A 13,687-nucleotide genomic window follows, 5' to 3' on the forward strand; every position below is an offset into this window, starting at 1 on the left:
AGATTAAAATGGGAAGAGCATTTGAATATAGAAAGGCATCAAAAATGGCTCGTTGGGATAAGATGGCCAAAACCTTTTCTAAAATAGGAAAAGATATTGCATTAGCTGTTAAAGCCGGAGGTCCTGACCCCGAATCTAATCCTGCATTGCGTCGTTGCATTCAAAATGCAAAAGGTGCTAATATGCCAAAAGATAACGTAGAGCGCGCAATAAAGAAAGCTGCTGGTGCTGATGCGGAAAACTATGAAGAAATTACATATGAAGGTTATGGGCAAGGTGGTGTTGCTTTTTTTGTAGAATGTACTACGAATAACCCAACTCGGACTGTGGCTAATGTAAGAGCTATTTTCAATAAGTTTGATGGTAATCTTGGCAAAAATGGAGAATTGTCATTTTTATTTGATAGAAAGGGGATTTTCACTATTGACAAAGCAAACATTACAATGGATTGGGATGATTTTGAAATGGAAATGATTGATGGAGGAGCCGAAGAAATTGATCAAGATGAGACTGAAGTAGTCGTAACAACAGCTTTTGAAGATTTTGGAACACTATCTCATAAATTGGATGAAATTGAAATAGATGCGAAAAGTGCAGAATTGCAACGTATTCCAAATAATTCTAAGGAAGTTACAACAGAGCAATTTGCAGCTAATATGAAAATGTTAGAGCGTTTTGAGGATGATGACGATGTGCAAAATGTTTTCCATAATATGGAGTTTACAGATGAGCATTTAGATTCTTTATAAAATATAAAAACCGCAATTAGCGGTTTTTTTATTTAATTATATTTTTTATTTCGGTTAAGTGATCGACAATATTTACATTTTCCATTTGATGTATTTTTTCATTTAATGCATCAAAATATATGACTTTAATTCCAAAATTGGTGGCGCCAATGACATCAGCAATCCAATCGTCGCCGATCATTAGACTTTCGTCAATATTTGCTCTAGCTTCATTTAAAGCAAACTTAAAAACTTCTGCATTTGGTTTTCTTTTACCAATGGAATCTGCACTGGTTATCGTTTCAAAATATTTATCAATACCAGATAAAATACATTTCCTTTCGGTAACTTCTTGAAAGCCATTGGAAATAATATGTAGTTTGTATTGCTTAGATTTTAGGTGGTCAAGAAGTTCAATAGTGCCTTCAACTAAGTCATTATAAGATAGAATCCGATCTAGAAAATGTTCTTCAAAATATTGTGATAACTCAAAATTATCTACCCCAAATTCTAAAAACGTATCGTAAAATCTATGTTTTCTTAAGTAGTCTTTATCGATTTTAGCATCGCGAATTAACTCCCAAAGATGTTCATTAATAAGATCGTATGTCTTGTGAAAGCTTTCAAAATCAATATTATATTTTTCGTTGATTTCTAGTTTTAAAAATAAATCTTTGATTGTATTGTAAGCATTTTTGCGATGATCCCAAAGCGTGTTATCAAGATCAAAAAAAATGTGCCTTATATTTTCCATAAGGCACAAAACTAATCAATTTTAACCATACAAAATGAATGTATTCATTAATCTAAAACTATTTAAAGTTGAAAAACTTAATTCTTTAAGATCCCAAGAGCACTTCCATTTTTTAATTTAACTATCTCATAGCTTTTTGAGAAGTTTAATAAAAATGCAATTGTTTCCTTTTTGGGTTTCAAAGTTTTAAGTACTAAAGTGTCGTTTTTTTTCATAGGCTACTTTACTATTTATTTTTAAAACGACGGAAGCCTGAAAATATTATATTCTATTTTGTTAAAATTATGTTATTATCTTCCATTATTTTCCGAAGGTTAATAAGAGCATATCTAACACGTCCTAAAGTCGTATTAATACTAGAATCTGTATGCTCTGCAATGTCTTTAAAACTTAAGCCATCAAAAAATCTTAAGCGAATAACTTCTTGCTGATTGTCAGGAAGCATGGATAACATACGGAAAAGATCATCGTTAATTTGTTGATTAATTAATAAATCTTCGATGTTGTCGTCTGGTTCTTTAACAATGTCAAAAATGCTAAATTCTTCATCTTGATACGATGATTCCGACACTTTGATGTGTTTCGATTTTAGTCTGTAATGATCAATAATAAGATTGTGGGCGATACGTTTTGCCCAAAGGATAAATTTGTTTTCTTCCTTATAGCGTCCTTCCTTTAATGTTACAATTATTTTCATAAAAGTCTCTTGGAAAAGGTCATTTGCTAATTCTTCGTCCATTACTTTATAAAATATAAAGTTGAACAATTCTTTCTGATGTCTGTGGATCAGCCTTGATAAAGACGTCTCACAGCCTCCTTGATAAAAATGGATTAATTGACTATCGGTTTGCGTTTTCATAACTCTATCTCTCGCATGAATTCATAGAAATACTTGCGTATTCCTTAGTTTCTTCATTAATTATTTATAAAAGAGATAAAATTTTTGTCGATAGATTGGTGATTTGGTGTTGGTAAATATAGGAAAAAAAAGTTAACGAAATCTTAAATTTTTAATTTTAACATTTTTATTGTGTTAAAATTATTTAAGCATATCATTTAACATTACAAATGGCAGATTTAGACCGAAGTTTATGTTGAGGCCTTTCAATTCTTTTCCATTAATGTTTTGTCCAGAAAACCCAAAGCCATAGCCTGCTGTTAGGTCGATTATTCCCAAAATACTGACACCAACTTTCGGTGCAATATACTTAGTCGTGGCTTCTGCACCCAAAATAAAATAATGCGAGTGATAAAGGTCAACACCTTTTTGAAAATTTAATAATACATCGCCTTGTAGTTTAGGAATAGCTGCAAATTTCCCATTTGCGTTTCCCAAAAGCGCCGATCCGCCTAGTCTGTACAGGACATCATCGTTTTTTAAAAACAAAGCTTTAACACCGATTTCCCCGAAACTTTGTGTTTGATAAGCATAACCAGTGTTTAGTAGCCAATGCGTTGTTGTTTGTGCTTTAGTTTGATTGAGAAATGTGGTACTAAAGATTAGACTTATGATAAAAAATATTTTATTGAAATTCATATTAGAAATTTAAAATTCAAAAATAAAAAAAACAGCTTTATTCAAATGAATAAAGCTGCCAAAGATTTTGAATATATTTTTATAAACCGAATTCTTTTTTGATGTCATCAACTCGGTCAAGTTTTTCCCAAGTGAAAAATTCTAAATCGTCGATTGTATGCTGGCTACCGTCTGCTTTTGTAAAAGTTTTGGATCCGATGTAGTAATCTCGTCCCATGTGGCCATAAGCCGCAGTTTCTTGATAGATAGGATTACGAAGTTTTAAATTTTGCTCAATAGCATACGGACGAAGATCAAACAATTTTGTAACACGATTTGCAATTTCGCCATCGTGAAGGTCAACTTTTGACGTTCCGTAAGTATTGATATAAAGTCCACATGGCTCTGCAATACCAATTGCATAAGAAACCTGAACTAAAACTTCTTCAGCAACACCAGCAGCTACAAGGTTTTTAGCAATATGTCTTGTCGCATAAGCTGAACTACGGTCTACTTTTGAAGGATCTTTTCCTGAGAACGCGCCACCCCCGTGAGCACCTTTACCTCCATACGTATCAACAATAATTTTTCTACCAGTTAACCCTGTATCACCGTGAGGACCACCGATTACGAATTTACCAGTTGGGTTGATGTGATATTTAATTTGATCATTAAATAAAGCTTGAATCTCTGGTTTTTGCTTACCACGCACTTTAGGAATTAAGATTTCTATGATATCTTTCTGAATTTTAGCAAGCATCGCTTCTTCAGAGCCAAAATCATCGTGTTGCGTTGATACAACAATGCTGTCAATTCTGATGGGTTTGTGATCGTCAGAATATTCGATGGTTACTTGGCTTTTCGCATCTGGACGTAGATATTTAATCGCATCATTATCTCTTCTAAGAACAGCTAGTTCTTTAAGAATTTGATGTGCTAAATCTAGAGCCAGCGGCATATAGTTTTCGGTTTCGTTAGTGGCGTAGCCAAACATCATCCCTTGGTCACCAGCACCTTGAGCATTTGCTTTTGCTTCAAAATCTTCTGTAGTAGTCACACGGTCAACACCTTGGTTAATGTCTGACGATTGTTCGTGGATTGCAGAAATAACACCGCAAGAATCCCCATTGAACATATATTCGCTTTTCGTATAACCAATGCGGTTAATAACGTCTCTCGCAATTGATTGTACATCTAGATAAGCCTTTGACTTAACTTCTCCAGCCAATACAACTTGACCTGTTGTTACTAGTGTTTCGCAAGCAACTTTTGAGTCTTTGTCATGAGCTAAAAAATTGTCGATTAGCGCGTCAGAAATTTGATCCGCAACTTTGTCAGGATGTCCTTCCGATACCGATTCGGATGTAAATAAATATGGCATAATATTCCTTTTTTAATTGTAGAAAAACCTGCGATTGCAATATAAAAGGAACTAAAAAGATAATTCTGTTTTAGCATTTTTTATGGAGGTTGCAATCAGGTCAAATTTTTCCTCTAGTTTGAGATGCAAAGTTAAATACTATTTTTGTCTTTGCAAAATAATGTATCATAAAAATATAAAAACCTCATTTACTGAGGTTTTACATTTTTATAATCTTTAGGCGCTTTGTAGTAATTAAGGCGTTCCTCGATGGAAGATTTTATTTCTGTAATCAATTCATCAATAATTCTTTGCTTGTAAGTTGGTTTGTAATAGATTAAACTTATTTCACGATAAGGGAAAGGTTTTCTAAATCTTGTTACTTTACACTTTTGCTCTGGTGCAAGTTGCTCAATGCCCATTTCTGGGATTATGCTGATACCACCTAACTTATCAACCATTTGGATTAATGTGTTGACATTAGATGCTGCGAAGTCCAAGTTTTTAGGTTTTAATTTATTCTCTTTTAAATGACAAATGTTTTCAAATTGAGTTCTCAAGCAATTGCCTTCTTCTAGTAACCAAACTTTGTCAACATCTATTTCTTCAGGAACAATGAAGCGTTCTTCTTTCTTTTGACAATCTTCATCAGTTGCATAAAGCATTAATTCTTCATTAAATAAGAAGTCATGGTAGAATTCATTGGCTGCATCATATGGTGTAGAAATAATTCCAGCGTCCAACTCTCCAGATTTTAAAGCCTTAATGACATTTTCGGTTGTCATTTCTTTAACGTTAAGATCGATCTGTGGATTTTTGGAAATAAAACTAAAAATCTCGGTTGGCAGGATGTAGCCAGCCACAGTTGGGATAATTCCGATATTTATTTTACCCGCAAGTATGTTGTTAAGCTGGTGCGCTTTATTTCTTAGTTCGTTGACCGAATCAACAATTTCTTTTGCTTGGTCGATGATCACACTTCCCGCATCTGTGGTACGAATTGGATGTGTTGTACGATCAAAAATCTTAAGATCTAGTTCTTCTTCAAATTTTTGTATCATCGCACTAAGCGTTGGTTGTGTGATAAAACAAGCCTGAGCAGCTTTTCCGAAATGTTTATACTTATCGACAGCAATAAGATATTCTAGTTGTTGAATGTTCACTTTAATATACTTTATCTATTACAAATATAACTATTAATTTGTTTGGTGAATATTTTTTTCAATTGTTTGATTTTTTTAAAGGCATTTTCTTTTAACTAATAATTATGCTCTATTCTTCATAAAATAATGAGATAATGCGTAACTTTAGACTCCCAAAACTTAGTTTTTATGAGCAAGGATAAGTTAACGACTGCAGTTGGTTCGCCCTATTTTGAACATCAAGATTCTCAAACAGTTGGTCCACATGGGCCTGTGTTATTGCAGGATTTTATACTTCAAGAAAACTTGGCGCATTTTGTAAGAGAGCGTATACCCGAGCGTGTAGTCCATGCAAGGGGGACAGGTGCTTATGGAAAATTTACAGTAACCCACGATATTACTAAATATACAAAAGCAAAACTTTTTTCAAAAATCGGAAATTCTTGCAAAATGTTTGCTCGATTTTCTACCGTTGGAGGAGAAAAGGGAAGTGCCGATACAGAAAGAGATCCAAGAGGTTTTGCACTAAAATTCTATACCGAAGATGGTAATTGGGATCTGGTAGGAAATAACACGCCTGTTTTTTTTATTAAAGATTCAAAAAAGTTTCCCGACTTTATACATACTCAGAAAAGACAACCTAAGACCAATCTTAAAAGTGCGACAATGATGTGGGATTTTTGGAGTTTTAATCCAGAGTCACTTCACCAAGTTTTAATATTGATGTCGGATCGTGGTACACCGTATGGTTATCGTCACATGCACGGTTTTGGCTCGCATACTTTCTCGATGATTAATGCTGAGAATGAAAGAACTTGGGTCAAATTTCATTTTAAAACAAAACAAGGCATCAAGAACTTTACTAACGAAGGAGCTACCAAAATGAAAGGTGAAAACCCAGATTTTGCGCAAGAAGACTTGGTGAATGCTATCGAAGCCGGCGATTTTCCAAAATGGACCTTGTACATACAAAGCATGACAGAAGAGCAAGCAAAAGATTTCCGTTGGAATCCTTTTGATGTGACTAAAGTTTGGCCACATTCAGAATTTCCGTTAATAGAAGTAGGCGAGATGGAATTAAATGAAATTCCTGTTAATTACTTTGCTCACGTGGAACAGGCTGCCTTTTCACCGAGTCATTTAGTTGACGGAATTAGCTTCTCGCCAGACAAGATGTTGCAAGGTAGATTATTTTCATATCCAGATGCACATCGTTACAGATTGGGTGTTAACTCGCATCTTTTAGAAGTTAATCGTTGTCCTTTTGCCGTTAACAATTATCAACGAGATGGTTTTATGGCAGATTCCAGTAACTACAAAGACAGTTCAAATTATTATCCAAATAGCTTTGATAACGTTGATCCCGATGCTGCGTATAAAAATTTTGAATACGAATTAGATAACAATCATGTGGCTAATTTTAATCGAAATGAGAACGATGATGATCATTATACTCAACCCGGATTGCTGTATACAAAAGCTATGAATACCGATGAGAGAAATGCTTTGATTAGTAACATTATTTCATCAATGAGTGGAATTTCGGGTCCACATCGAGATTTGATTATTAACAGACAATTGTGTCATTTCTTCCGTGCAAATATCGAGTTAGGAATGCGTGTGGCACAAGGTTTACAAATTAATATTGATGCTAACACGATGAATCACGCTAAGTAGGTGTAGATTTTTCATTATAAAAAATGCAGCTTTTTGTGTAGGCATAAAGCTGCATTTTTGTTTTAAATTAAAATCCGATCGCCATTCACGAGGCGTAGATAAAACATTATTCTTAAATTTATTGCTCTAAATTTTATTTATGAAAATTATAGGCCCCTTTAAACAAATTGTAACTTTAGATAAACTTCCATTAAGAGGAAAAATAAATGACGAATCCTTAGAAATACAAGTCAATGCGGCGGTATTGGTGGATGGCGAAAAAATTATAACAATTGGTGATTTTGAAGAATTAAAAGCTAATAATCCTAATGCTTCAATTGACCTAATCGACACTGAGCAAGTGCTTTTGCCTGCTTTAGTGGACGCGCATACGCATATTTGTTTTGGTGGAAATCGAGCTAATGACTTTGCAATGCGAAATGCTGGCAAAACCTATCTCGAAATTGCTGAGGCTGGTGGTGGCATCTGGAGTAGCGTGAAACATACACGTGAAGCTTCTGAAGAGGAATTGTTAAAAGCAACTTTAGAAAGAATCCATTATCTTTTAAGTTTAGGAATTACAACAATTGAGATTAAAAGCGGCTATGGACTAAATGTCGACGAAGAGTTAAAAATGCTTCGAATTGTTAAAAAAGCTCAGGCTCAAACTAAAGCGACTTTAGTTCCTACATGTTTGGCGGCGCATCTTAAACCGAAAGATTTCGACGGAGGAAATCAAGAATATTTGGATTATATTTTAAAGAAAATTCTTCCTAAAGTTAAAGAAGAAGATTTAGCAAAGCGTGTTGATATTTTTATAGAGAAGTCTGCGTTTTTGCCAGAAGAGTCCAAAGTGTTTTTGGAAAAAGCAAAGGCAATGGGCTTTTTGATTACTGTTCATGCAGATCAATTCACGGCAGGAAGTTCTTGCGTAGCGGTTGAAGTTGGTGCGCAATCTGCGGATCATCTCGAAGCAACTGCAGATGAGGATATTGATTTTTTAGCAAAATCTAATACTGTTGCTATTGCTTTGCCAGGCGCAAGTATTGGTTTGGGCGATCCATTTGCACCAGCCAGAAAATTGTTAGATGCAGGTGCTGTTTTCGCAATTGCAAGTGACTGGAATCCTGGGTCGGCACCGATGGGGAATCTTATTACGCAAGCTGCTATTTTGGCAACGTTCCAAAAATTAACGACCGCGGAGGTTTGGGCGGCGATGACTTATCGTGCGGCTTATGCGCTTGGTTTTGAAGATCGTGGCGTTATCGCGAAAGGTAAGAAAGCAGATTTTGTAAGTTTTGAAACGGATAACTTCAACAACGTCTTGTATTATCAAGGTAGAATGTCAGCAAAACATACTTTTATTAACGGTGAAAAAATATAATGATGGCGTTTGATTGGCAAGGTCGTTTTGATGGTGATGAGGCGTTGTATCATAGAGTATTCCAACGTGTTAAAAATTCCAATAATTATTCTGACGTTACGGAGAATGCTTTTGCAATCCACGGATTTTCGGTCGATGAAGGTGTAAGACGTAATAAAGGACGTGTTGGCGCTGCAAAATCTCCTGATATTATTCGTAAGAATATGTCGAACTTTCCTGTTGTACAGGCAGATTTTAAATTATTAGATTTTGGAAATGTCGTTTTGGAAAATCAAAATCTAGAAACGAGTCAAGAAGATTTTGCAACGAAGGTTTCGAAGGTTTTGAAGAAAGGAGGAAAATCTGTCGGACTTGGTGGTGGACACGAGATAACATTTGCACATTATTCGGGTGTGAGACAAGCTTTTCCTGATGCTAAAATTGGCACTATAAATTTTGATGCACACTTTGATAATCGCGAACCTGAAAATGGTCTTGCAAGTTCGGGGACGGGATTTTGGCAAATTGCACAAGAAGGACCAATTAACAGTTTGCATATCGGAATCCAAAGAAATAGTAATACGCTGAAATTGTTCGATACGGCTCATCAATTGGGCATGAATTACATTCTTGCAGAGGAATTATTTTTCGAGAATTTACCTAGACTTTATATTGAAGTGAATCGATTTTTGGAAAGTGTGGATGTGTTATACGTAACGATTTGTATGGATGTTTTCAATGCGGCAATTGCGCCAGGCGTTAGTGCTTCAGCTTATAACGGAATGATGGCTGATCCTGCATTTATGAAACTTTATAGACACATCTTAGCGAGTCAAAAACTAAAAGCTTTGGATGTTGCGGAAGTTAATCCAGAGTTTGATATCCAAGATAGAACGGCGCGTTTGGCTGCTTGTCTTGTTAATGAACTTTTTATGGTTTAGAAGACACCTGCGGTGCGTGAGGTGGACGAAGGATTTGTCTGAAAGATAGAGTCCACGTAAAAGGCGAAGCCGCAGGCTTCGCCTTTTACGTGGACCGAAACGAAGTGTAGTCCGTAGGAGACTACTATCTATAATTTATTATAATTGTAATTGAGTTCAAATAAATGTGTAAATATAATGTTCATAGTATTTTATAGAATTATTCAAACTCAAATAAAATCAAACCAACGCAAAAAATAATACAAATTAATACGAAATAATACAAATATTGTCTATATTTGAAAACATCAAATGTAGTAATATGGCTAGTGTTAATTTTCAATTAAGATCAACTAAAATAAATGCTCCTTTCTCGGCACGTGTTCAGTTTTACGATTCAAATAAAATAAGTGAAGGCAATCCTTTGGGTTTGTCTTTTATTGATGGTGTTACTGAGATACTTGTTTTTTCAGAAAGCGAATTGGAATCCAATCCATTTATTAATGGTAAAAAATGGTGGACTAAGAATAAAAAATATAAAGGTTCGGATGCTGAAATATTAAGGAGAAAAAACCGAATATTAATTGAGCAAGATGATCTTCGAAAATTTATACTAAATAAGTTTGATAATGAAAGTGTAGATAATTTTGAACCTTCTAAGATTTGGCTAAAAAAAGTATTAAAAGAATATTACAATAAAAAGCAGAATCTTGACAATGGATATAATAATGAAGATAATACTTCTATTATTTGGCATTTTAAAAACTATCTAAAAATTAAAGGTAGCAAATTAGCAGTAAGCACAAAAAAGAGACTTCTAAATATCGAGAATATTATAAGTGATTTTCAAGCTTATCAATCACAAAAGAAAGGCTTTGATGTTATTTATAATTTAGAAGATGTTTCGCCATTATTTCAGTACGATTTAGAAGAATATTTAAGAAACGAATGTCTTTATACTCACAATACTGTTGCAAAGGTTATAAAGGTCTTAAAAACGGTTTGTAACTATGCCGAAGACTCAGGCTTTACGTTACATAAACAATATAGATTAGTTGAATTACCATACAAAGAGACTGATATTGTTTATTTGTCATTTGAAGAATTGCAGTTAATAAAAAATTGTAATAAAATCCCTAGCGATTTAGAAGATGCTAGAGACTGGCTTTACTTATCTTGCTTCATGGGTCAAAGAATTTCTGATTTTATGAGATTTAATAAAGATATGATTGTTGAGAAAGAAGGAAATTATACTATTGATTTTATTCAAGTAAAGACTGGTAAAAACATTTCATTAGTTCCACATCCCGAAGTTTTACAATACTTAAAAGATAATGATTTTAATTTTCCTAAGCCGATTTCCGAGCAAAGGTATAATGAACAGATTAAAATAGTTTGTGAATTAGCAGGAATAACAAATGAAATTGAAGGTAGTTTGTTAACTGAAGTATCAAAAGGAGTTTGGAGAACTGTGCAAGGGAAATATCCAAAATATAAACTGATAGGAAGTCATATTGGTAGAGCTAGTTTCTCAACTAATTTTTATGGATTAATGCCAACATCTTTGATAATGGGGGTAACGGCCCATTCTCAAGAGCGAACACTATTAGCATACCTATCTAAGAAGGATGATACTAGAAATGAACTGATAAGAAAATATTATAATGACATTAATATTAAAAAGTAGTTGGATTATTTAGATTTTTTAGATTGTTGATTGTAATTAATTGATTAACAAGTGGTTATAAAATATAATAGATTAGATTTTCATTAAATTATCGTTAGATTTTAATATTTGTAGAATTCTGTTAATAAGTTTTGAAAATAACTTAAATTTATAATTACGCTTTGTAATGTATTGAAAAACAACAACTTGGGTTTTAAAAGTGTTTAATAAGAAACAAATTAGCCTTTATTTTGTGCAAAAAAAACTATTTCAAAGCAAAAATGATTTTTTCCTAAAAATAGTTTCATTAACTTTGAATCAATGATTTACATGAACCACTTGAAGTAATACTTGAAGTAAATAAAAAACCACCAAGGTTTTCCATGATGGCTTAATGACAATATTTGTCACGTTCTATTGCTGGCAGGCTATATTAAGAACTTGACAAATATAACAAAAAAGTCAATAACGGAATCCTTAGGTGATAATATTAACATTTTAATTTTATAACCAATGGATAATCCTTTCGCTGAAATTCTAGAAAGACTAAGTAAGCAAGAGCAACAACAGTCGGAAATCCTTTCACTCTTAAAGGAAGCAAAACCCCAAAAAAAATTATTAACGAAGCATGAATATGCTAAAGCCGTAAAGAAGTCTATTACTACAATCGACAGATGGGTATCAAGTGGCAAGCTAACGCCAACCATTATTGCGGGATGTCGATATTTCGAAGATCCTAATGCTGGTTCGGGTGGTATGGTCATATCTCGAAATTAAAAGCATTGATCAGTTATTGAAATTAACATCTATACTGATGAAAGTTTCTAGTAATGGTCAAATTGCAAGAATTTTTGATTCTCTAAAGCAACGACCTAAAACGATGCTACAAGTAGCAAGAGAGACCAATATCGAACGTGCAAACGTGTGTCGATACATTGACAAATTTCGGAAAGCTAAAAAAGTACAGTTAGTAAGAAAAGGTATTTGTCCAATTAGTAAAGCTAGAGCAGGGTTCTATACAACTGACTCAAATCTTTTCACGTAAATACATAAAAAAACCCGTAGCAATAGACTATCGGGCAGGAATTTAAACGCAGTGTAAAGATACAATTTCTTTACCAAATAAAATAATATTCATGGTAAAATTACCAATCGTAAATGAAATAAAAGAGGATTTTGCAAGCAGTTCTATAACTGGTGCTGCCTTGGATTCTTTTTTTAGTGAAGCTTTTCCAATTCAGGTGCTGCCAAATAAAATGCAGTTGCATATCGACGAATTAAACACTGTTCTGGGTTATCCTAAAGACTTTGTTGCTGGCGCATTCCTTTACGCCTTATCAATAGCAATAGGAAATACTAGAGTACTTAGTTTTAACCATAAGAAAGCTAAGGCTAATATTTTTCTTATCGTTGTCGGTCGCCCAGGCATTTACAAGTCTAGTCCATTTAATATGGCGTTAAAACAAATTCGAAAAATCGAGCATAATCTTGAGAAGGATTATAAAAGAGAGTTGGCATTTTATGAAGCCGAACACGCAAAGCCGATTAAGGAAAGAGATGAAAGCATTAAAAAACCCGAACAGATTAACTATATTTTGGATGACTTTACAGCCGAAGCATTGGCAAAAGAATTAACAGTTAATCAAAGAGGGATTGGCGTTTTTTCGGATGAGATTCTTGGTTGGATTCTCAACATGAATAAATATAGTGGAGGTAGTAGCGAGGAAATGTATTTATCACTTTTTAATGGATTCCCTTATAAAGTTACAAGGTCTAGTAAAGAGCAGTTAACAATAAGAAATCCTTTCTTGAGTATTGGGGGAACTATTCAACCCGAGAAAATGAAAAAGGAGTTCAAGGGTAAAGAAGGGAACGGGTTTACCGATAGAGTTTTATTTATTTTTCCAAAAGGATTGAAGTCGCCTAAATGGGACTTTAGCGGAGCAACGATAACGAACAAAGATTATTTTGATAATATTATTATTGACTTATTCAGTAAGTTAGATTTTGACCAAAACGAATATGGGGAACGTATTCCAAAAAGTGTTGTCCCCAACGAAAAAGCGAGCAAAATTTTGATTCAATGGCAAAATAGTTTTGCAGCCAAAAACGATGAAGAATCAGAAGCTACACAGTCGATAGGGGCAAAAATAGAGCATTATCTTTTAAGGTTTAACTTGATACTTCATGTACTTTATTGGATTACTGGAGAAGAAGAAAACGAATTTATTTCAAGCGAAAGAACCGCTGAAAATTCGATAATTCTCGCAGAATATTTTTTTAATCAAGCATTGGATGTTCGTAATTACATCTACTCAAATGATTCTATTTTGTCAGGATACAATGAACAACAAATTAAGTTTTATACCGAGTTACCCGAATCCTTTACAACCGCAACAGCAAAACAAATAGCTACATCATTACAGATTCCGATTTCTACAATGAGCCTTTGGATAAAAGACAGCAGGCTATACAAGTGCGTGAAACATGGAAATTACACTAAAAAATCTTTGGATTAGATTCTTTAGATTTTGATATATTTTTAAAGTGCTGATTATCAATATTTTAAAAGCAATAATCTA

The 13,687-nt window shown here is 33.8% G+C and carries 13 protein-coding genes; 8 read left to right on the forward strand and 5 right to left on the reverse strand.

Annotated elements, in window-relative coordinates:
- The first annotated feature begins 8 nt into the window (after positions 1-8).
- Complete coding sequence (locus RT037_RS07190; protein ID WP_313029418.1) at positions 9-749, forward strand: YebC/PmpR family DNA-binding transcriptional regulator; 741 nt, start codon at positions 9-11, stop codon at positions 747-749.
- Between the two features lie 28 nt (positions 750-777).
- Here the strand turns inward: RT037_RS07190 and RT037_RS07195 are convergent, their stop codons facing one another.
- From RT037_RS07195 to RT037_RS07215, 5 genes are all read right to left on the reverse strand, one after another.
- Positions 778-1,482, reverse strand: coding sequence for an HAD-IA family hydrolase (locus RT037_RS07195; protein ID WP_313029421.1), 705 nt, complete (start codon positions 1,480-1,482; stop codon positions 778-780).
- Positions 1,483-1,750: 268 nt separating this feature from the next.
- Positions 1,751-2,341: a sigma-70 family RNA polymerase sigma factor gene (locus RT037_RS07200; protein WP_312321993.1), complete on the reverse strand. Its 591-nt coding sequence runs from the start codon at positions 2,339-2,341 to the stop codon at positions 1,751-1,753.
- Between the two features lie 180 nt (positions 2,342-2,521).
- Complete coding sequence (locus tag RT037_RS07205; protein WP_312321994.1) at positions 2,522-3,019, reverse strand: hypothetical protein; 498 nt, start codon at positions 3,017-3,019, stop codon at positions 2,522-2,524.
- Between the two features lie 79 nt (positions 3,020-3,098).
- On the reverse strand, positions 3,099-4,379 hold the full coding sequence (gene metK / locus RT037_RS07210; RefSeq protein WP_313029428.1) for a methionine adenosyltransferase: 1,281 nt from the start codon (positions 4,377-4,379) through the stop codon (positions 3,099-3,101).
- 188 nt (positions 4,380-4,567) lie between these two features.
- Entirely contained in the window at positions 4,568-5,521 is a 954-nt protein-coding gene (locus tag RT037_RS07215; RefSeq protein WP_313029431.1) for a LysR substrate-binding domain-containing protein, read from the reverse strand.
- A 168-nt stretch (positions 5,522-5,689) separates the two neighbouring features.
- Here RT037_RS07215 and RT037_RS07220 point away from each other — a divergent pair, with 168 nt between their 5' ends.
- The 7 genes from RT037_RS07220 (at position 5,690) to RT037_RS07250 (ending at position 13,624) form a co-directional block, all read left to right on the forward strand.
- Positions 5,690-7,177: a catalase gene (locus RT037_RS07220; RefSeq protein WP_313029434.1), complete on the forward strand. Its 1,488-nt coding sequence runs from the start codon at positions 5,690-5,692 to the stop codon at positions 7,175-7,177.
- Between the two features lie 139 nt (positions 7,178-7,316).
- The gene (gene hutI, locus RT037_RS07225; RefSeq protein ID WP_313029437.1) at positions 7,317-8,540 is read left to right on the forward strand and encodes an imidazolonepropionase; all 1,224 of its coding nucleotides are present in this window, start codon (positions 7,317-7,319) and stop codon (positions 8,538-8,540) included.
- A 2-nt stretch (positions 8,541-8,542) separates the two neighbouring features.
- Positions 8,543-9,460, forward strand: a complete 918-nt coding sequence (gene hutG, locus RT037_RS07230) for a formimidoylglutamase (protein WP_313029442.1) — start codon at positions 8,543-8,545, stop codon at positions 9,458-9,460.
- A 301-nt stretch (positions 9,461-9,761) separates the two neighbouring features.
- Positions 9,762-11,126: a phage integrase SAM-like domain-containing protein gene (locus tag RT037_RS07235; protein WP_313029445.1), complete on the forward strand. Its 1,365-nt coding sequence runs from the start codon at positions 9,762-9,764 to the stop codon at positions 11,124-11,126.
- 492 nt (positions 11,127-11,618) lie between these two features.
- Complete coding sequence (locus tag RT037_RS07240; RefSeq protein WP_313029448.1) at positions 11,619-11,882, forward strand: hypothetical protein; 264 nt, start codon at positions 11,619-11,621, stop codon at positions 11,880-11,882.
- A gap of 37 nt (positions 11,883-11,919) precedes the next feature.
- Positions 11,920-12,150 (forward strand): hypothetical protein, encoded by a 231-nt coding sequence (locus RT037_RS07245; protein WP_313029452.1) that lies wholly within the window; start codon positions 11,920-11,922, stop codon positions 12,148-12,150.
- Between the two features lie 91 nt (positions 12,151-12,241).
- Complete coding sequence (locus RT037_RS07250) at positions 12,242-13,624, forward strand: DUF3987 domain-containing protein (RefSeq protein ID WP_313029456.1); 1,383 nt, start codon at positions 12,242-12,244, stop codon at positions 13,622-13,624.
- Positions 13,625-13,687 lie beyond the last annotated feature (63 nt).

The organism is Soonwooa sp. (assembly GCF_032062245.1).
Lineage (GTDB): Bacteria > Bacteroidota > Bacteroidia > Flavobacteriales > Weeksellaceae > Soonwooa.